Here is a 19600-nt window from a genome sequence, read left to right on the forward strand (position 1 = left end):
CGTCACGCTGTCTGCGCGGCCCTGCCCAGCTCGTGCTCGAGGGCCTCGAGCTCGGCGCCGCCGGCCATCTCCTGGGCGAGGCCCCGCAGGGTGGTCTCCTCCCGGGTCATGTCCGAGACGGTCTGGCCGCGCTTCAGCAGCACAAAGTGGTCTCCGACCAGGTAGGCGTGGTTGGGGTTGTGGGTGATGAAGATGACGCCGAGGCCGCGCTCGCGGGCCCGCATCACGTACTTCAGCACCACGCCGGACTGGCGCACGCCGAGCGCCGCCGTCGGCTCGTCGAGGATCAGCACGCGCGCCCCGAAGTAGACCGCGCGGGCGATCGCGACGCACTGCCGCTCGCCGCCGGACATGGTGCCGATGGGCTGGTCGGGGTCCCGCACGGAGATGCCCATCTTCGCCATCTCCTCGACCACGATCCGCTTCGCCTCGCGGGTGCGGATCATGCCCAGGCGCGTCGGCTCCGAGCCGAGGAAGAAGTTCCTCCACACCGGCATCAGCGGCGCGATCGCGAGGTCCTGGTAGACGGTCGCGATGCCGCGGTCCAGGGCGTCGCGCGGGCTCGAGAAGCGCACGGGCTCCCCGTCGATCAGCATCTCGCCGGAGTCGGGGGCGTGGTAGCCCGAGAGGGTCTTGATGAACGTGGACTTGCCGGCGCCGTTGTCGCCGAGCACGCACGTCACCTCTCCCTCGCGCACCGCGCAGGTCACGTCCCGCAGGGCGGTGACGCGTCCGAAGCTCTTGGTGATCGCGCGGACCTCGAGCACCGGGGTGGTGGTCGCATGGTCCGGCGGGGCCGTGAGGGCGGGGTTCTCGCTCATGAGGTCACCTTCATCGCTCGCTTCTTGATCCACAGGTTCACCAGCACCGCCGCCAGCAGCACGAGACCGAGGATGGTGCGGAAGAACTCGCTGGGCAGACCCACCAGCGGCATGCCCTGCTGGACCATGCCGAAGATGAGCGCCCCGATCGACGCGCCGATCACGGAGCCCGCACCGCCGGTGAGGAGGCACCCGCCGATCACCGCGGCGATGATGAAGTAGAACTCCAGGCCGATGCCGGAGGTCACCGTCGCGTTGCCGTAGCGGATCACCGTCAGGGTCCCCACCAGCCAGGCCGCGGCCGCGGTGGTCATGAACAGTCCCACCCGCACCCGCATCACGGGCACACCCACGGCGCGGGCGGCGTCGGAGTTGCCGCCGAGGGCGAAGATCCAGTTGCCCCAGCGGGACTTCAGCAGCACGATCGCGCCGACGGCGGTCAGCAGCAGCCACCACACCAGCGAGACCTGGAAGGGGCCGACGGCGCTGCCGAACAAGGCGCGGGCGCTGTCGTAGCCGCTGTACTGCCGCACCCCGGAGACGGTGACCTGGCCGGTCAGCCGCTGGGTGACGGCGTAGTTCAGGCCCCACAGCACGAACATCATGCCGAGGGTGACGATGAAGCTGGGCAGCTTCGTCAGGTGCACCATCACGCCGTTGACCGCCCCGACCGCCAGGGCGAAGCCGAGCGAGAGCAGGATCCCCAGCCACACGTTCATGTTCAGCTCGGTGACGGCGAGCGCGGTGACCAGGGCGGTGGAGCCGGTGAGCACGCCGGTGGAGAGGTCGAACTCCCCGCCGATCATCAGCAGCGCCACCGCGATCGCCATGATGCCCATGGTCGCGGCGGGGTCGAGGAAGTTCGCCAGGCCCGCCTGGGAGGCGAAGACCGGCGAGACCAGGGTGAAGCCGACGAACACCAGCACCGCGGCGCTGCCGGCGCCGACCTCGGGGGTCATCAGCAGCCGACGCACCCGGCCGACGGAGACCAGGCGGTCGTCCTTGTCGCCGTCGGACGGCGGTGGCGCGGGCGGCGCTCCGGGGGCGGAGGCCGGGGCCGCGGCGCTCATCGGGTGCCGGCCTGCACGAACTCGGCGACCTGGTCCACGTTCTCGCTGTCCACGAAGGCAGGACCGGTCAGGACGGGGTGCCCGCCGCCGAGGGTGTTGCCGTTGTCGTGGTAGAGCACCAGCATCGCGATCGGCAGGTATCCCTGCAGGTACTGCTGCTGATCGACGGTGAACAGGATCGTGCCGTCCTGGATGCCGGCGAGCACGTCGGCGTCGATGTCGAAGCTCGCGACCTTGATCTCCTCGCCGGTCTCCTCCACGCCCGCGAGGGCGGCGGTGGTGACCGAGGGGTTCAGGCCCACGACGGTGTCGATCGAGTCGTCGCCCATGAGGGTGGACTTGACGGTGGCCTGGATTCCCTGGGGGTTGTTGAGGTCGACCTGGAGGTTCTGGACCTCGCCGCCGAAGCCGTCGGCGACGCCCTGGCAGCGCTGCTCGAGGCCCACGTTGCCGGCCTCGTGGATGAGGCAGACGACCTTCTCCGCGCCCTCCTCCTTGAGCCGTTCGCCGACGCCCTCGCCGGCCACGCCCTCGGACTGGCCGAAGTGCGCCAGCGCCCCGAACTCGGCCGAGCGGTCCTCGCCGGAGTTGATGGTGATCACGGGGATGCCGGCGTCGCGGGCGGCCTCGATCGAGCCCTGCAGGGCGTCGGGGTTCGCCATCGACACGACGATGCCGTCGGGCTGGTTGGCGACCGCGGAGTCGATCAGCTGCGCCTGCCGCGACCCCTCAGGATCACCTGTGACCTCGACGTCCACGCCGTACTGGGCGCCGCCGTCCTCCGCGCCCTTCTTCACCACGTTCCAGAACGAGCCGTCGGGGACGCCGTGGATGATCACGGCGTAGTCCAGGTCGCGGCTCGCGCCGGCGGCTGCGTCGCCGTTCCCGGCGGCCTCCTCGGGGGCCTGCCCGCCGGTGCCGCAGGCGGTGAGCACCAGTGCGAGCGCCGCGGCGCCCACGGCCATCTTCTTCAGGGATCTCAACATGGGGATCACACCCTCTGTGGAAGAGAGCCGGGTGGCACCCTCGCCGCCCGGCGGGTCGGCTCCATCGCCGACTCGATCACAGAGTGACACCGCTCACACCGGGCGTCAAGGGAATGTCTGGACAAGATTTGGTCACGACGGGGTACTGCGCGGTAGGCATTCGAACGGGAGAGTCCCGAGGTATCGGTTGCGAGGCGCGTCCTCCCCGGAGACTTGCCGCCATGGAGCGGGATATTGCCCTGGACAAAGGGTCTCGAGCTGCCGGACAAATGACGGTAGCGTGTGCCCGGGCGCGCTCGTGAGATCGCGAGCCGAGAGACTCGAGGGGGAGCCATGCGGCTGGGACTGGTGGGCTACGGCAACGGCGGGCGGCACTTCCACGCCCCGTTCCTCGAGACCGCGCGCGGGATCGAGATCGCCGGGGTGGTGGCCCGGGCCGAGGCCACCCGCGCCGCGGCCCGGGAGGATCTGCCGGGAGTGCCGATCCACGCCTCGCTCACCGAGATGCTCGAGGCCGGGGTCGACGCCGTCACCATCACCACCCCGCCGCAGACCCGCCGCGACCTGGTGCTCGAGGCGATCGCGGCCGGGGTGCACGTCGTGGCCGACAAGCCCTTCGCCCCGTCGGCCGAGGTCGCCCGCGAGCTCGCCGACGCCGCCCGCGAGGCGGGCGTGGTGCTCTCCGTCTTCCACAACCGCCGCTTCGACGCCGACGTGCGCACCCTCGCCGAAGTGCTCGAGGGCGGGAGGCTGGGGGAGCTGTGGCGCGTCCACTCCCGCTTCGACCTCGACCAGCCCGATCAGCTCGAGGCCGGCCCCCACGGCGGGCTGCTGCGCGACATCGGCACCCACCTGGTGGACCAGCTGATGTGGCTGCTCGGGCCGGTCACGTCGGTCAGCGCGCGCCTGGATCACGTGGAGCTGCCCGAGGGCCGCACCGATGCGGCATTCCTCGTGACCCTGCAGCACGCCTCGGGCGTCACCTCGACGGCGACCTCCACCAAGCTCAACCATCTCCACCGCCGCACCCTGCTGGCCTACGGCAGCGAGGGCTCCTACGAGGTGGCCAGCACCGACGTGCAGGCCGAGGCGATCTTCGCCGGGAAGCGGCCGGCCGACGACCCCGTGGCCTGGGGCTACGACGCCCCCGAGCACTGGGGCACCCTCCACACCGCGGACGGCGACGAGCAGGTCCCCTCCGCCCAGGGCAGCTACGTCGCGTTCTACGAGCAGTTCGCCGCGGCCTGCGCCAGGCAGGGCCCCGGCCCGTCGCCCGCCGAGGAGGGCGTCGCGGTGCTCGAGGTGCTCGACGCCGCTCGCCGCGCCGCCGAGGGAGGGGAGACGGTGCGGCTGGGGTGAGCGGGCGGGAGGTGGCGCCTGCAGAAAGGGGCGCTGAGCGGCACGCCGCGGCGCTCAGCTCCTCAGCGTGCCGCTCAGAGCCCCTTTGTGCAGATCGTCCTCAGCGGTCCTCGATCTCCAGCAGGCTCGCCGCGCTCTCGATCTCTTCGTGCTCGGGGCGCTCCTTCTGCATCCGCTCCATGTAGGGGCGGGCGCGCTCGACCTGGTGTTCCAGGTTCGTCACCGTGGTGAGGAAGTTCTGGTTGGCCTGCGTGCGGAAGGTGTCGATGCCGTCCATGGTGGTGAACAGGTTGTCGAAGGCCTTCTGCAGCGTCTCGGCGGAGACGCCCGAGCTCGCGGCCTGCTGCTGCACCTTCACCGAGTTGTCGGCGAGCATCTTCGAGGTCGAGGAGATGAGGTTGTCGGTGGTGGCGTTGACCGCGTCGATCTGATCGAGCACGAGCTTCTGGTTCTCGAGCGCCTGGGCGGTGATCACTGCGGTGCGCAGCGCGGTCACGGTGGTGGTGCGGGCCCGCTCCACGCCCTGCTGGAGCTTGGTGTTGTTGTCCTCGATGACGCCCATCGACAGGTAGGCCTGCACGGTCACGGCGATCTGCGTGGCCACGTCCTGGCGGCGCTGGCGCACGGCGAAGAGCACGTCCCGCTCGAGCGCGTCGGCGTCGGCGGACTTCCCCGCCCCGCGCAGCTCCTCGGCCTTGCGCACGGCCCGCTCGTCGAGCAGACCCAGCAGGTGGGAGGCCTTCTGCAGCGCGCCGAGATCCTCCCAGAGGGCGCGGCGCTCGACGGCGAGCTCGGCGTTGTCGCGCTGGAGCCCCTCCTGGCCGCGGGAGAGCGCGCCGAGGACCTGGTCGAGCTGGTCCTGGTTCGACTCGAAGCTGCGGAAGTAGCGCTTGGCGCGGTTGCGGCCGGGCAGGAAGCCCAGCGCCTTGTCCGCGAAGGTCTCCTCCTTGGGGGCGAGCTCCTCCATGGTGGTGCGCAGCTCGGTGAGGGACTTCGCGACGTTCTCCTGGGCGCTGCCCTTCTTGTCCTTCGCGTCCCGCAGCGACTGCTCCATGAAGCGGGAGGAGGTCTGCGAGGTGCGCTCGAAGGTGCGCCGGGCGACCGCGCCGAGGGCGTTGACCTGGGCGGTGAACTCCTGGGAGTGGGGGTTCAGGGAGGAGACCTGGTCGACCCAGGCGTCGGCCCGCTGCTCGAGCTCCTGCTGCTGCTCGGCGGGGAGGTCGGGGAGCACGGAGACCGCGTCGTCGTCGCTGATCTCCTCGACCGGGTCAGCGGGGGTGATCTCCTGGGCGGGGGTGGGCGGCTGGAGCTTGTCCATCGGTGCCTCCTGGGCGGGTCTCGGGTTCTGGTTGGTCGTGGGGGCTGGTCGCCTCGTGCGGCGCGGCGGCCGACGGGGCGGGTCAGACGTCGATGATGGGGTCGAGATGCTGGTCGGCGAAGCGGGCTCGCAGGAACTCGGAGTGCACCTCGAGGGAGTGCGAGACGCCGCCGACGAGATCGCTCTCGATCCGCTCGACGCCCTCGCCGAGCACGTCGAGCTGCCGGTCGATCGAGGCGAGGTTCGCCAGCGCCTCCTCGCGGGCGGAGCCGGCGAAGGTGCGCAGGAAGGAGATGATGTCCGCGGCGGCGTCGACGAGGTCGGGGACGTACCGGGTGGCGATGCCCTCCAGCATCGTCACCTCTCCCGCGGACGGTCGCATCTGCTGCAGCTGCTCCGCGCCGACGAGTGCATCGATCCTGGTCAGCAGCGAGTCGACGTCGTCGAGCACCTGCATCGCAGGAGCCGCGGCGGCCTGCGGGCGCAGCTCCCGCACCCGGGCGCGGGTGGTCTCGTCGGCGGCGAGGATCCGCTCGAGCACCTCGCGGGTGCCGCCGGTGACGCTCGCATCGATCACGGGACGCTCGGCCGATCCTGTCCGAGGACGGTTCACGGCCACGCCGACCCCGCCGAGGGCGACGGCGCCGACGCCGACCGCGGCGCCGAGGGCCAGCACGGGCCCGCCGAGCCCGGTGCCGAGCACGACCACCAGCGTCGCGAGGCCGGCCAGCCCGCCGAGGACGACGGGAGCGCCGAGCCGCACCAGCCAGGAGGGACGCGGCGCGGACACCTCGCGGGAGGCGGGGCCGCGGACCGTGCCCTCGAGCGCAGTCTGCTTCGGTCCCCACAGGTCGCGTCGCTCCGCGGTCGCCTTCCATGGCAGGTCCTGAGCGCCGGGGGCGGCGGATGGCCCGTCGGCCGACGGGGTGGGCCGCTTGGCCGGAGGCTCGGGCTGGTGGGCCTGCGGGGGCGGCGAGTCGGGCGCGAAGGGGTCCGGGAACCGGCTGCTCCCGCTGCTCGGCTGCTCGGCCGAGGGTGTCTCTCCTGCGCTCACTGCGATTCGCTGTCCTCCCCGGGACGGTGACGAGGTCCGAGCGTCGGCCCGTGCAGACGGGGGACCGCCTCGAGGGCCGTGCGCACGCCTCGTCCTGGGCGTGCTGGAAGGCTACCGCGAGCAGCTGGACCGCAGGTGGGCGCGGGCTGGATTCGGGGGATGGCCGGGGGAGGGCATGGGGAGTTCTCCCCAGGCAGTTCGCCCCATCGCGCATTCCGGGCGCCCGTCATAGATTTCAGGCACTGGGTGCGGGACTCTCGGGGGAGAGGGATGGTGGCCCTCCGCGGGGGCGGAGGCCGGCGCAGGGCCCGTGGCCCAGCGGAGGCGGGAGACGGATCGGGGGATCCGCTCCCGCCTTCATGCCGTGCGGGGCGGTGCAGGTCCTCGCACAGCGGCGCTGCCACTCGGCGGCATCGTCGAGGGCGCAGTGCGGGAAGGGCGCAGGACAGGGCGACGAGCAGTGCGCCCGAGGCGGTGTGATCCCGCTGACGGGTGCTGGACAACTCTTTCGCGCGCGCCCGCGAGGACCCTACTCTTGACCGGTGCGACGAGGCGCACGATTTCCCCGACTGACCTGGCAGGACGCGTCTTGCACCAGGCGCGTCCCACACACCGCTGAAGGAGGCCTCCGGCATGGATCCTCGCCCTGACATCCACCTCGGTCACGAGATGACCCCGACGACCCATACCGGGCCCATCCCGACCGTGTCCGCGAGCGGCGACGCGGGGCAGCGTGACTCCTCCGCGCGCACCACCGCCGCCGTGATCGCGGCGCTCGTGCTCGCCTTCATCGGCATCGTGCTGATGGGGCTCTGAGAGGCAGGTCCCTCGCCGGGAACGGCCCGGGAAGGATCCGCGAGCCCGCGGCGTTGCTCCCTCGCAGCCCGGCGTGTGAGGCCCGCGAGGCACGAGGAGAGGACCATCCCATGATCGACCTGGACCTGACCGGCAGGACAGCCTTCGTCAGCGGCTCCACGCAGGGCATCGGCCTCGCGATCGCCCAGCGGCTCGCGCTCGCCGGAGCGCGCGTGGCGGTCAACGGCCGCAGTGCACAGCGGGTGCAGGAGGCGCTCGATGCCCTGGTCGGCGCCGGGGCCGACCCGTCGCGGCTGATCGCGGCGCCTGGCGACGTCACCGCCGAGGAGGGCCTGGCCGACGCCCTCGAGGCCGCGGGCGAGGTGGACGTGCTGGTGAACAACCTCGGCATCTTCGGCGCCGCACCGGCGCTCGAGATCACCGACGAGCAGTGGCAGCGCTACTGGGACGTGAACGTGATGGCCGCGGTGCGGCTGATCCGCGCGACCCTGCCGGGCATGAAGGAGCGCGGCTGGGGAAGGGTGCTGAACATCGCCAGCGACTCCGCGATCGTCACCCCGGCCGAGATGATCCACTACGGCGTCTCCAAAACGGCGCTGCTGGCCGTCTCCCGCGGCTTCGCGAAGGACGCCGCCGGCACCGGCGTCACCGTGAACTCCGTGATCGCCGGGCCCACGTACACCGAGGGCGTGCAGGACTTCGTCTACGAGCTGGTGGATCCGTCTCTGCCCAGGGAGGAGGCGGAGGCCGAGTTCATGCGCCTGCACCGCCCGCAGTCGCTGCTGCAGCGCCTGATCCGTCCCGAGGAGATCGCGAACATGGTCGTCTACCTCGCCTCGCCGCTCGCGTCGGCGACCACCGGCGGGGCGCTGCGCGTGGACGGTGGGTACACGGACGCGATCCTGCCGTGAGGCCGGCGCCCCGGCGCGCGTGTACGGTGCCCCGCAGGACCGACGACGACGTGACGACCGAGGAGACGACATGGCAGACGACCCGCTGACGCTCGACGCGCTGCTCGCCCTGGAGCAGCGCGGCTGGGAGTCCCTCACCCGGCACGAGGGCGGTCGCTTCTACGGCGCGCTGATGACGGCTGATGCCGTGATGATCCTCGTCAACGGCATGGTCCTGGATCGCGAGACCATCGCCGCGACGCTAGACGACTCGCCCGCCTGGAGCACCTTCACCCTCGAGGACGCACGGCTGGTGCCGACGGGGCAGGCCAGTGCGGCGCTGGTCTATCGGGCGACCGCTGCGCGTGACGGCGAGGACGAGCCCTTCGTGGCCTTGATGTCGAGCCACTACACGCTGGTGGACGGCGAGCCGGCGCTGACGCTGTACCAGCAGACGACGGTGACGCACTGATCGGTCCCGTCGTCGACGAGTGGACGGACGATTCCTGCGGCCGCGCGGGCCAAAAAGGGCAGGAGCGCGCCTCGCAGTTTTTCCGGACATCCGTGTGATGTCGGCGGCATCGGACGAAAGTCCTGCTCATTCGTAGTCGTTGAATCGTAATCTTCAAGGGTCTCTGCTGTGGAGACACAGGGGACGGGCGACTGCCGCCGACGCCCCGGTCCGTGCCGTGCACGGACATCGGTGACGACCACGAAGGATCGGCATGAACGCTCAGAACCCGACTCCGCCGCGCCCGGACGGGAGCCAGAACTGGCCCTCGGCGCCCACGTACGGCCAGAACCCGCAGGGCGGACTGCCCTTTGAGCCGGCCGCTCCGCCGCGGCAGCCGCAGCGCCCCGTCGCAGCACGCGCGAAGAGCTTCCCGATCGCCTGGGCGCTCTCGCTGTTCCTCGGGGCACTTGGTGCGGACCGCTTCTACCTCGGCAAGTGGAAGACCGGCCTGCTGAAGCTCGTCACCACGGGAGGCTTCTTCGTCTGGTGGCTGATCGACCTGGTGCTGCTGACCACGGGCCAGGTGAAGGATGCCAAGGGCCGCCCGCTGCGCGAGTTCGAGACCATGAAGTGGCCCTCGCGGGCGATCTCGGCGGTGGTCGCGCTCGGGTTCGTCGGCATGATGGTCCTCGGCGCCACCGCCCCGACGCCTCCGCCCGCCGAGGTGACCGCCGCCGAGTCCGCAGCCCTCGAGGAGGCCTCGGTCCCGTCGGAAGAGCCCACCACGGCGGAGCCGACGACGGAGGCGCCGACGACCGAGGCGCCGACCAGCGCGGCCCCCACGACCACGGCCGCTCCGACGCCCTCACCGACGCCGGAGCCCGTCGCGGCCGAGGGCACGGCGCTCGCAGTCCTCGCCGGACTTGACGAGAAGGGCCGCGCCCCGAAGACCGACTACGACCGCGACCTGTTCGGCTGGCGCGACGACATGGACCGCAACGGCTGCGACACCCGCAACGACATCCTGCGCCGCGACCTCACCGCGATCACCCTCAAGGGCGGCACGAACGGCTGCGTCGTCCAGCGCGGCACCCTCGACTCCCCGTACAGCGGTGACACCGTCGACTTCGACCGGGAGAACAGCACGATCGACATCGACCACGTCGTCGCGCTCTCCGACGCCTGGCAGACCGGCGCTGCGAGCTGGGACGAGCAGACCCGCCGCGAGTTCGCCAACGACCCGCTGAACCTGCTCGCCGTCGAGTCCAGCCTGAACCGGCAGAAGGGCGACGGCGACGCCGCCACCTGGCTCCCACCGCTCAAGGACTACCGCTGCGAGTACGTGGCCCGGCAGATCGCCGTGAAGGACAAGTACGACCTGAGGGTCAAGCCCGCCGAGGCCGACGCCATGGAGCGCGTGCTCAGCGACTGCGAGGGCTTCCTCGCGATCGAGGACGACGACCAGTGGCCCGCGACCGGCGAGGGCGACGTCGTCGCGACCGAGGAGGAGCCCGCGCCGGAGCCTGAGCCTGAGCCGGCCCCCGAGCCCGAGCCGGCCCCTGAGCCCGAGCCTGCTCCGGAACCCGAGCCCGAGCCCGCTCCCGCGTACGAGCCTGCCCCGAAGGAGGAGTCGAACGACAGCGGCTCCGGTGGCGGCAGCGCCTATTACAAGAACTGCGACGCCGCGCGCGCGGCCGGTGCGGCCCCCGTGCACGCCGGCGACCCCGGCTACAGCAGGAAGCTGGACCGCGACGGCGACGGGGTCGGCTGCGAGTGAGGCCGACGGCGCGGGCATGACCTGACTGTTCATGCCCGCGCTCCACGAGGGCGTCCCGCTCCTGCCCGCTGTACCCGCTGAGGGCGAGCGGTCGTCAGCAACGCTGCAGCACCAGCACCGCGTCGAGGTGCTCGCCCGCCGAGCCGTCGGGGGCGGTCGCGGCGCGCGGCCGCTCCTCGGCGAGCTCGACCTCCCACTCCTCAGCCGAGCCGCCGAGCTGCGCAGCCTCGTCCTGCACGGAGACCATCGTCGCCGGGTGGTCCTTCGCCCAGGACGGAGGCGCGGCGTGGGAGACGATCACGAGATGACCGCCGGACCGGATCGCGGCGGCGGCACGGCGCAGGATCGCGATGCGGTCCAGCGCCACGTTCGACTGGAAGAAGCTCGCGGTGACCAGGTCGACCGATGCAGGCTCCGGCTCCCAGGCGTCGAGGTCGACGGCCTCGAAGCTCGCCCCGTCGAGGCCTCGCGCGGCGGCCTCGTCACGGGCCCGGCCGACGGCGGTGGCGGAGATGTCGAGTCCGAGTGCGGTCCAGCCCTGCTCGGCGAGCCAGAGCACGTCCCCGCCCTCCCCGCAGCCGAGGTCGATCGCCGTGCCCGGCGCGAGCTCGGCGACGACCGAGGCCATGGTCGCGTTGACCTTCCCCGACCAGATGCGCTCGCTGCCGGAGTAGCGCTGCTCCCAGTACTCGGAGGGAGTGACCTTCGAATCGATGGATGCGGATGAGCCCCCGCCGACGGACCCGCAGCTGAGTGGGTGGTACCTGTGGTGGCCCGCAAACAGTAAAGGCGCGGGCTCGTTGTCTCCGGTCATGGCTCAAGCCTGGCAGATGGCCCGAGCGAGCGGTAGCGGCTATGCGCGTGGAGCTGATCCGTTGGCTCCCACCTTGCGCCTCGCGCCAGCGAAAGATCACTTTTCGTGCATACCAGGGCTAGATCGAAGTCTGCAACAGCTTGACGCACTAACAACCGGAACATCGATCTCCGTTGCTGAACCATCCGCGGTCACTTCGTCAACGTGGCCCACCGACTACCTTGCGCGTGAACGCCCGCACCGCACCCTCCCTCCTCTGATCTCAACCCCGGAGGGAGCCGCGCCGCAGCATGGCGGAACGTAAAGAATCGCCTCAGTGACTCCCGCAAGCATGGCACTCATGGATAGGCTAGGCATGCGAGAGAGTCATGTTCTGGACAAGTACTGACAGCACAGAAACGGGCAACAAATGGTCAAAAAAGCGTTCGAGGTCCCAGTCGAAATTGACCTTCTAGGGTTATCGATAGTCGGATGGGAGGGAGAAGCTCGCCTAAGGGTAACCGCCGATGACTGGGAGACCGAGTCAAGTAGTAGCCCGAAGATTGCGTACAGTTACGCCCTCTCAGGTGCGTTTCATTTTAATGAAGAGGACTGGAATGTAAGATACCGACGTTCGCGCGAAGATAGCTACGTCCCTTCACTCCTCCTTGAAATCCACTGCCCCAGCCTGGGCGAGAGCTTCTATGAAGAGATCGCGACGGACGAGTTAAAGAAGGTCAGGAAACGCCCCCTTAGGGTATCCAAGCAAGGCCGCCTTGGTTACACTCTGCCCTCCGTGGATCCTAGCGAGTTCTCTGCAAGGATAACCGCCTTTGACGGTCTCGATGCGGAGACTCGAGAGTTCTGCGTGGCGAGAAAAGAGATACCCGTGGAGACCGTGAGTGAGCTTGACGGCGATGCATTTGCCCCAGTGGTCGATGTACGAGCGTATCTTGTCGATGAATATGCTTGCTTTGTGGCTTCCGGGTCTATTCGCATAGGCTCAAGGGAGGCCTTGGCAGAGAAAGCTGCGGAAGATGATTGGTTTGACCCCAGTGACGACGAAGAAGCGGAACTTCCCTTGCCGGACATCGAGGTGGAATGGGTCGACTCAACTGGATTTGTCCTTGAAGAGGGGGGTGCCTACTTGGGATGGCAGTACCCATACCGGCGTTCGACCCCCATAGCTCAGCGTCCTCCACGCTTCTTCGTCAAGCTAGAAACCAGGCTCGATGACCTTTCTGGCATCCCTACCAGGGCGGTGGCACGCTTCGTGGAGGGAGAAGATTGAATCTCGCAAAAAGGACTTCATCGCTCGCAGACGCGCTTGTCCGTGAGTATTTCCAAGCTCCCAACCTGTTTGGTGAGATTGCGCGTATAGAGACAATGCTCGCAGATACTTATCGTAACAGGGTCCAGTACGAGTTGCTACAGAACTCTGATGATGCTGGCTCGACAACTGTTCACATTTCTCGCCCGAGACTCGGAATGCTCCGATGGGAAAATAATGGGAGGGATATGACTGAGCAGGATGTGGAAGCGTTGTGCAGGTCTGCAACTTCGGCCAAATCCCGGGGGGAAGATATTGGTTACCGTGGCATTGGATTCAAGTCGATTGCGGCGATTGCATCAAAGATTGACGTGGAGAGTGGAGGAGTTAAGTTCACTTTCGACCGTCGATCGACAGTGAAGCTCCTCGGTGTCGACACGCAAGCCTCTGTCCCACTAGTGAGAATTCCCACAGATGTAGCCACGTCCAACTTTAGAGGCGCAAGGTTCTCGATTGAGCTTTCGGTGGCCGAGCCAGATCTTCGGATCGACCCGACAGCACTTCTATTCCTGCGAAGCGTCGAGCGCGTTGAATCGAGCCTTGAGGAGACTAGCTCGATAGTCATGACTCGCACCTCGGGCAGGGTCAAGCTCAGCGACGACGGAGCTTCGGGTGAATTTGCCCTGCTCGAGGCAACCGGGGCGCAGTTGGCCATTCCGTTAGATCCGTGGGCCCGAAAAATTGCAGGACCAGCTGGGCGGCTGGCGTGTTTTCTCCCGCTCGATGAATCCATGGGGTTGCCGATCGTGTTGTCTGGAGACATAGCCACTGACCCGTCGCGCACCAATGCCATCCTTGATGATGCGTCGACCAAGAAAGTAATTGCGGCGGGTGCTGAATTGTTCGCGGAAGTCATACGCAATCCGTACCACCCTATTTTTGACGTCGCGTGGCAACTGCTACTGGAAGCGCCTGATCCGCGTGCTGCTCTTTTGGGTTCAATGGAGAGTGTGGCTTCAATCTTTTTCCGCTACCTGCGAGAGAATCTATCCAATGTGCCCATTCCATTCGCAATCGCGCCGGTCAGCTTAGTGGATGCTGAAACAGAAGTGCTGTTTCCTGGTGGCGCGCCGAATGTGTTATATGCGTCTCAGAATCGAGTCGCCGTCCGAGCACTGAAGGCCGCTCTTAATCTCCCCGAGCTGAGCCTGGAGGATGTGGCTGGCCGCCTGAATCCGGAGGCGATGCCGCTCGACAGGAGATCATATTTTGCGAAGCTCCTCGCTGAGAATGCTCGCTTGCGCGGCCGCCAAATGACCTCAATTGAACTTGCCTTCGGTGCTCACGGGGAAAGTCTGGACGTGGAGAACAATGTGCATATGTCTGTCAAGTCGGCAACTGTGAATGCCAGAACGTCGGCTGACGTAGATGCGACTGGAGGTCTGCCCTATTTTGTCGAACGCTGGCGAGCTATCGAAGTTGCTGTCGTCGAGTGGTTGAACTCCCGCGGATGGAGTTTAACGGATGTCTCGAAGCAAAACTTGGGATATGACGCAGAGGGTCTAGATGGGGCTGGTCGAGCAGTATGCCTTGAAATTAAGAAAACGGACGGGCTGGATTCGTCGTTCGCTCTAACGACAAACGAATGGGCGTTGGCTCAGTCTGGGACTAAGTCGTTCCTTTTGGCGGTCGTGATTGGAGATGGCAGGCGGTCGCGCATGGCATTGCTTGATCCGATTGGTGCGAAAATGGAGCCTATTCGAGTGGCGCGCCAGTGGGAGTGGCGATTCGAAAACTGGTCAGAGCATGCTCTCTGGGTTCAGTGAGTCCTGATGTCGAACATGCCCCGAGGCCGCGCTGAGAATGTCAATGCCTCGACCCCCGCCTCCCGGAACCGGGTCGTCGACTTCCTGCGCGCCGCCGCGATCACGGTGGTGGTTCTCGGTCACTGGACGATCATCGCCGTCGACCCCGACGGCGGGATCCTCCCGCACGGCGTCCTCGATGGCGCGAGGTGGACCCATCCGCTGACCTGGCTGTTCCAGGTCATGCCGATCTTCTTCCTCGTCGGCGGGTACTCCAACGGCCTTTCCTGGCGCTCCGCGAGGCGCAAGGAGACCGGCTACGCCGAGTGGCTGCGCACCAGGCTCCGACGCCTCGGCATCCCGCTGATCCCGCTGCTGCTCGCCTGGCTCGTGATCGGGGTTGTGGCGGTTGCACTCGGCGCCCCGCATGCGACGGTCCAGCTCGCCTCGCAGATGGCGCTGATCCCCACCTGGTTCCTCGCCGCGTACCTGATGGTGATCCTCGTGGGGCCACCCTGCCTGTGGCTGTGGGAGCGCTTCGGGTGGTGGTCGATCGTGGGCGGCATCGCGCTCGCCGGGATCGTCGACGCGATCAGCATCGCCGCCGACCAGCCGCTGCTGGGCTACCCGAACTATCTGCTCGTCTGGGCGGCGTTCCATCAGGTCGGCTACGCCTGGCTCGATGGCCGGCTCTCGGGCATCGGCCGACGGATGCTGTTGGCAGCGATCGGCCTGGTCGGCCTGCTGCTGCTCGTGCTGGCGGGCCCGTATCCGGTCTCGATGATCACCGCCGGGGGAGACGCGATCTCCAACTCGAGCCCCACCCGCGTGACGATGGCGTTCCTCGGCATGCTCCAGGCCGGGCTCGTGCTCTCCCTCGAGAAGCCGCTCGAGGCGCTGCTCCGCCGGCCGAGGCTGTGGTTCGTGACCGTGCTCGTGAACCAGCGGATCATGACCTGGTTCCTGTGGCACCTCACCGTCATGGTGGGGCTCGCGCACCTGCTGCTCGCGCTTGATGCGTGGGTGCTGCTGCCCGAGCCGCTGACGGGGCTGTGGTGGGCGACGCGGCCGTTGTGGGCGCTCGTACTGCTGGCGCTGACGGGCCTCCTGGTGCTGGTGATGGGCCGCTTCGAGGAACCGCGGGCCGACGACCGCCCGGCCCCGCCCGTGTGGAAGCCGATCGCCGCGGCGGTGTGCGTCATAGCGGGACTCGCCGTGATGGCGTCCGTTGGCGTCGTGGGGGAGAGCGGCGTGACCTGGTGGTGGCCGCTCGTGCCGGTCGTGGGGTTGTGGGGCTTCGGGGTGTTGGGCCTGCGGCGTACGCCGAACCGCGCCTGAGACGAAGCGAACTCGCCGCGGCTGGCTTCAGCTTGCGTCGTGCTCGATCCCCGGAAACACGCGCTTGAGGATCCGAATCAGCTCGGCAGCACGCTCGCGATCGAGATGGATGGCTTGGCTCGGCTTCGGGCCGGACTTCCTCTCGGCGGAGCCGTACGTCCCGATGTATAGGAGGTTCTCCTCGCCGTAGGGCACGTTCGCCCATCCGGCGTCAGTCTCGGATCGATGGATCGAGCCCTGGCCATGGAGCTCGATGAAGCGCCGGATAAGTGCCACTGCTTTCCTCCTGATGAGAGAGCGTCGGAATGTTCAGCTCGGGAAATCCCCCGCAGAGCGGAAGATTCTTGCTGTCGCGTGCTCGAGCGCGGAGTCGTCGAGAGACGAGAGATCGGTGACCCGCAGCTCGTACTGGATCGCCTTGAGCCCGTTCCGGACGAGCTCCCGTCGGCTCTGGTGACCGGCAAGACCGCGAACCTGCTCGGCGATGGCCTGGGCGACGCGATGATCCGCGGAGAGATTGCGATCGACGAGGCCGACGAGGTCATCCTCGTAGAGGGGCAGCTCCGGATCGTCGAGGAGGTCGCCGAGGATCCACGAGCGCAAGTACGCGCGATAGAACACGTTCCTGCGGCCGGACAGGTATCTGTCGCGGGGAAGCTTGCCGGAGCGGTCTGGGCCGAATCGACGCACTGCGAGATCGGGGAGCACGAGGATCGTGAGGTAGGGCCAGATCTCCGGGTCGGACGCCTGTCCTCTCCCGTCCACCTCGAACCAGTCGACGAGGAACCTTCCCGTGATCGCGTCGAACTTCCGATCGGCATCGCGGCCACGTTCGGGGACGGAGGAGAGCGCCTTCGTCAGCGAGCTGTGAAGCTCTCGCAGGCGTGACACGCCGACGGGTGCGCCTCCGAAGCTGGTGAACCTGGTCCTCGGGTCGAGAGTCCCATCGGGGAGAGAGCGGGGAGGCTCGCCCTGCTTCAGCCTCTCCTCGAGCTCGCTCAGCGCCGTGGCGGCGTCCTCGCGCGTCAGCTGGGGATAGATGCGGCTCATGCCTCTTCTCCTTCCGCGCCGAAACGGAGCGCTTCGCGAGAACGAGCGATGAGGTTCGCAGGCTCCTCCCGAGCCATCCTCATGGCCTCGCTGAGGGGCAGTCCGATGCTCTGCGCCAGCAGCAGGCCCAATGCCGCCAGGGTCTCGTGGTCATGCTCCGCGAGGTCCTCCATCTGCCGGGGTGTCATCGTGTCTCTCCAGTTCGCGAGCTTGTGGAACACGACGAGGTGGATGTCGCTCTGGATGAGCGAGTAGATGTCCTCAGCCGCGGTGCCTTCCAGGATCTCCGCCGCGAGATGGGAGTCCACGTTCACATACAGGCGGATCGCGGTGCTCACCCTCCACGCAGGCTCGGCCTCTGGGGTGGCCTCGACGAGCCACGGCACATCACGGCGACTGGTCCGTGCGAAGGAGAGCGCCGTCGTCGGGAACGCCGCATCGTCGCTCTCGAGCCCGAGTCGCAGCGGCCTGGGCAGCTGCCAGAGCTTCGCGCCGAGATGCACGGCGTTCCTCGGGTCGGTGCTGCCGGTCCGCCCGGGACCGACTATCCAGATATCCGCGAAGACCTCGACGGCGATGACCCCGCCGTCGATCTCCACGAGGGCCTCGGCGCTCCAGACGCCGTCCTGCTCGGTGAATCGAGCCGTCTTGCGCCAGGTAGCGCGCGCCGGGAGGCACGTGGCGATCCCGACCATCGTGATCGGCTCGTCGGAGGGGATTCCGGTCTGCGCCCAGAAGTCCGGGGCGAGCTCGGCACGGCAGCGGAGGACGATGCGCTGTCCCGGCTCCCAGACATCGGCGAGCTCCTCCACAGCGGTCGCTGGTTCTAGCACGTCGATCGACGTGCTGACCGAAGCGCTGAACGGGGCGAGGAAGGGCTTCGACTCAAGGACGGCCATCGGGCGCTCCTGCCGTGATCTCGACCCTCAGGGCGCGCCGAGGTGCGCCGAGGAAGCGGACGCCGGCCTCCTCGCCGGTCCGTACGACTGCCATGTCCTTCCCCTCCGGGGCGGCGTGCTGCCATCTGATCGCCAGGTCCTGCGGGGGGACCGGTTCGTGCAGGCCCTCGTCTCCCAGCAGGCTGACGCTCAGGCGGACTCGTCCGACAGGTCCATCGCCGGCGACGATGAATCGGACCTCCTGCTCCTGTGTCCCATCTGCCGCAGTGCGTACAAGCCGAGGAGCCCCGGCTTCGACCGTCCAGCGAGCTCGCCGTTCGGTGCGTCGCCGTCCTGTTCCGGACCGACCGGAGTCGTCGTAAACCTGCGGTGCCGGACCGGGGAGGATGGCGCCGAGCCGGCGAGACAGAGCTCCCGTGGAACGGAAGAACTTCGGGGAAGTCGGGACCTGCTCCTCGACCGCGGGATGGATCGCCTCGATGATCCTGTCCCGGACCCGGGTCTTGGTGTGGCGGATGATCTTGGAGGACTCGCTGCTCGAGCCCTCCGTCACCCAGTTGTCGTGCGCAGGGGGCTCTGCTTCGGCGTAGTACTCGTCGAAGTCATCAGCCGACTTGAAGACGGCGAGCCAGTCCGTGCCCGCAGGAGCTTCGCGCCGGACCCAGTCCACCGTCGTTACGACGAGCTCGGCCTGCCCGCGCATCAGCGCGATGCGCAGCATGCGCGATTCTTCCTCCCTGGCGGGATCGAGATCGTCGGAGTCCAGATACGGCTCGGCGGCGGGGATCCGGCGGACGAGGGCGAGGTGGCCGATGACTTTCCGGTACCTCAGGATCTCGATCACCTCGACAGCTACACCCTGAGGAGTCCTGATCTCCGAAGAGTCCGAACGGGCGGCACGGATCGCGTTCAGACCGGAGCCCCAGAGGAGCAGCGAGCCGCCCTCGTCGATGCCGAGGTCGACGGGTCGGGAGTTCACCGTGAGCTCGAGAGCCATGGGTGACTCCACGTCCCCGGGCGCGGTGATCATCTTCGGCCAGAGGTTCGCGCGGATCGCGTGTCGTGCGCGGCGTTCGAAGTCCTGCTCCATCTCCTCCGCATCGCTGCGCAGCCTGTGGAGCGGCTCGACGGAGGCGTCCTCGGAGTCCTCCTCGTCTGCGATGAGCGGATCGAGGATGAGGAGGGACGTCCCCGTCTCTCCCGGTTCGAATCCTCTCTCGAAGAGCCTCGCCCCGAGCGCCGCCGCATCGTCTCCCACGACGGGGAGCACTGACTCCCCGTCCTCGGAGCGCTGGCCCCACCAGTGGCGCCCTGTGAACTGGACGCCCTTCTCCTGGTAGGACTCGCCGAACGCCGAGACGATGAAACGATCCTCGATCTCGCCCTCAGGATTGCGGCAGCGCGTCCAGTAGATGACTGTGCCGATGCCGCTGTACGCGAACGCCGCGGTCTTGCCGAATCCGTATGTCCCTCCCGTGGTCCCGTTGTTGTGGGAGACGCCGAACTTGAGGATGAGGTCCTGGAAGCGAGCTGAGCGGCCCTTGCCGGCCGGCGACAGGTCGGACGGGCCGTCGAGCCCGCGGGTGCCTCTGTCGTAGATCTCCAGCATGCGGAAGTTCGCGTGGCGACGCATGGAGGCGAGGTCGCCGTGACGTCCTTCGGACAGGAGATCCGCGAGGTCATCGCGCAGGCGGTAGTCGGTGCGACGGAGGCTGATCCCGAAGAGAGGGCGGCCGCGGTCGTTCCGAGCGTCCCAGCTGTTCTGCGCTGTCTCGCGGATGAGCACGGCCAGACGGGAGAGCTCGGTCTTCCCCAGGAGCCGATCTCCGCCGGAGGCGTCCATGTCGCCGGGGGAGAAGCGCTTGGGGAACCACTGGAGGGTCTTGATCATGAGGTCCTG

At 68.1% G+C, this 19600-nt stretch carries 18 protein-coding genes; 8 read left to right on the forward strand and 10 right to left on the reverse strand.

Translation table 11 applies throughout. The annotated features are described in order from the left end of the window. Window positions 1-2 precede the first annotated feature (2 nt). The 3 genes from D1648_RS01230 to D1648_RS01240 are packed head-to-tail and all read right to left on the reverse strand — an operon-like array spanning window position 3 to window position 2877. Window positions 3-821, reverse strand: coding sequence for an ATP-binding cassette domain-containing protein (locus tag D1648_RS01230; RefSeq protein ID WP_122939002.1), 819 nt, complete (start codon window positions 819-821; stop codon window positions 3-5). Further along, window positions 818-1891: an ABC transporter permease gene (locus tag D1648_RS01235; RefSeq protein ID WP_122939003.1), complete on the reverse strand. Its 1074-nt coding sequence runs from the start codon at window positions 1889-1891 to the stop codon at window positions 818-820. Before D1648_RS01235 ends, D1648_RS01230 begins: the two co-directional genes overlap by 4 nt. Next, window positions 1888-2877: a sugar ABC transporter substrate-binding protein gene (locus tag D1648_RS01240; protein WP_206424753.1), complete on the reverse strand. Its 990-nt coding sequence runs from the start codon at window positions 2875-2877 to the stop codon at window positions 1888-1890. The genes D1648_RS01235 and D1648_RS01240 overlap by 4 nt, the downstream gene beginning before the upstream one ends. A 333-nt stretch (window positions 2878-3210) precedes the next feature. On the opposite strand from D1648_RS01240, the gene D1648_RS01245 reads away from it, so the two are divergent. Next, on the forward strand, window positions 3211-4236 hold the full coding sequence (locus D1648_RS01245; RefSeq protein WP_122939004.1) for a Gfo/Idh/MocA family protein: 1026 nt from the start codon (window positions 3211-3213) through the stop codon (window positions 4234-4236). Window positions 4237-4336: 100 nt separating this feature from the next. Here the strand turns inward: D1648_RS01245 and D1648_RS01250 are convergent, their stop codons facing one another. Both D1648_RS01250 and D1648_RS18410 read right to left on the reverse strand, forming a co-directional pair. Beyond that, window positions 4337-5554, reverse strand: a complete 1218-nt coding sequence (locus D1648_RS01250; RefSeq protein ID WP_122939005.1) for a toxic anion resistance protein — start codon at window positions 5552-5554, stop codon at window positions 4337-4339. Between the two features lie 82 nt (window positions 5555-5636). Beyond that, a complete protein-coding gene (locus tag D1648_RS18410; protein WP_122939006.1) occupies window positions 5637-6608 on the reverse strand; it encodes a hypothetical protein in 972 nt (323 codons plus the stop codon). A 633-nt stretch (window positions 6609-7241) separates the two neighbouring features. Between D1648_RS18410 and D1648_RS01260 the strand changes: the two genes are divergently transcribed. The 4 genes from D1648_RS01260 (at window position 7242) to D1648_RS01275 (ending at window position 10545) form a co-directional block, all read left to right on the forward strand. Next, complete coding sequence (locus D1648_RS01260; protein ID WP_122939007.1) at window positions 7242-7424, forward strand: hypothetical protein; 183 nt, start codon at window positions 7242-7244, stop codon at window positions 7422-7424. 110 nt (window positions 7425-7534) lie between these two features. Then, the gene (locus tag D1648_RS01265) at window positions 7535-8335 is read left to right on the forward strand and encodes an SDR family NAD(P)-dependent oxidoreductase (protein ID WP_370239735.1); all 801 of its coding nucleotides are present in this window, start codon (window positions 7535-7537) and stop codon (window positions 8333-8335) included. A gap of 70 nt (window positions 8336-8405) precedes the next feature. Beyond that, on the forward strand, window positions 8406-8786 hold the full coding sequence (locus D1648_RS01270) for a nuclear transport factor 2 family protein (protein ID WP_122939008.1): 381 nt from the start codon (window positions 8406-8408) through the stop codon (window positions 8784-8786). A gap of 253 nt (window positions 8787-9039) precedes the next feature. Next, window positions 9040-10545, forward strand: a complete 1506-nt coding sequence (locus D1648_RS01275; RefSeq protein ID WP_122939009.1) for a DUF1524 domain-containing protein — start codon at window positions 9040-9042, stop codon at window positions 10543-10545. 94 nt (window positions 10546-10639) lie between these two features. Here the strand turns inward: D1648_RS01275 and D1648_RS01280 are convergent, their stop codons facing one another. Then, window positions 10640-11359 carry a bifunctional 2-polyprenyl-6-hydroxyphenol methylase/3-demethylubiquinol 3-O-methyltransferase UbiG gene (locus tag D1648_RS01280; RefSeq protein ID WP_122939010.1) on the reverse strand — a complete coding sequence of 240 codons (720 nt, stop codon included), beginning with the start codon at window positions 11357-11359 and terminating at the stop codon, window positions 10640-10642. A gap of 409 nt (window positions 11360-11768) precedes the next feature. Between D1648_RS01280 and D1648_RS17760 the strand changes: the two genes are divergently transcribed. The 3 genes from D1648_RS17760 to D1648_RS01290 all read left to right on the forward strand — a co-directional run bounded on the left by D1648_RS17760 (window position 11769) and on the right by D1648_RS01290 (window position 15751). Continuing rightward, window positions 11769-12629 (forward strand): hypothetical protein, encoded by an 861-nt coding sequence (locus tag D1648_RS17760; protein WP_126281957.1) that lies wholly within the window; start codon window positions 11769-11771, stop codon window positions 12627-12629. Window positions 12630-12724: 95 nt separating this feature from the next. Further along, the gene (locus D1648_RS01285) at window positions 12725-14434 is read left to right on the forward strand and encodes a sacsin N-terminal ATP-binding-like domain-containing protein (protein WP_122939011.1); all 1710 of its coding nucleotides are present in this window, start codon (window positions 12725-12727) and stop codon (window positions 14432-14434) included. Window positions 14435-14440: 6 nt separating this feature from the next. Continuing rightward, window positions 14441-15751: an acyltransferase gene (locus D1648_RS01290; RefSeq protein ID WP_122939012.1), complete on the forward strand. Its 1311-nt coding sequence runs from the start codon at window positions 14441-14443 to the stop codon at window positions 15749-15751. 27 nt (window positions 15752-15778) lie between these two features. On the opposite strand, the gene D1648_RS01295 is transcribed toward D1648_RS01290, so the two are convergent. The 4 genes from D1648_RS01295 to D1648_RS01310 are packed head-to-tail and all read right to left on the reverse strand — an operon-like array spanning window position 15779 to window position 19591. Continuing rightward, window positions 15779-16027, reverse strand: a complete 249-nt coding sequence (locus D1648_RS01295) for a hypothetical protein (RefSeq protein WP_122939013.1) — start codon at window positions 16025-16027, stop codon at window positions 15779-15781. 33 nt (window positions 16028-16060) lie between these two features. After that, complete coding sequence (locus D1648_RS01300) at window positions 16061-16801, reverse strand: hypothetical protein (RefSeq protein WP_122939014.1); 741 nt, start codon at window positions 16799-16801, stop codon at window positions 16061-16063. Next, on the reverse strand, window positions 16798-17700 hold the full coding sequence (locus D1648_RS01305) for a hypothetical protein (protein ID WP_122939015.1): 903 nt from the start codon (window positions 17698-17700) through the stop codon (window positions 16798-16800). The genes D1648_RS01300 and D1648_RS01305 overlap by 4 nt, the downstream gene beginning before the upstream one ends. Further along, window positions 17687-19591, reverse strand: a complete 1905-nt coding sequence (locus D1648_RS01310) for a hypothetical protein (protein WP_122939016.1) — start codon at window positions 19589-19591, stop codon at window positions 17687-17689. Before D1648_RS01310 ends, D1648_RS01305 begins: the two co-directional genes overlap by 14 nt. Window positions 19592-19600: the final 9 nt, after the last annotated feature.

The sequence above is a fragment of the Brachybacterium sp. EE-P12 genome (genome assembly GCF_003711805.1).
Lineage (GTDB): Bacteria > Actinomycetota > Actinomycetes > Actinomycetales > Dermabacteraceae > Brachybacterium.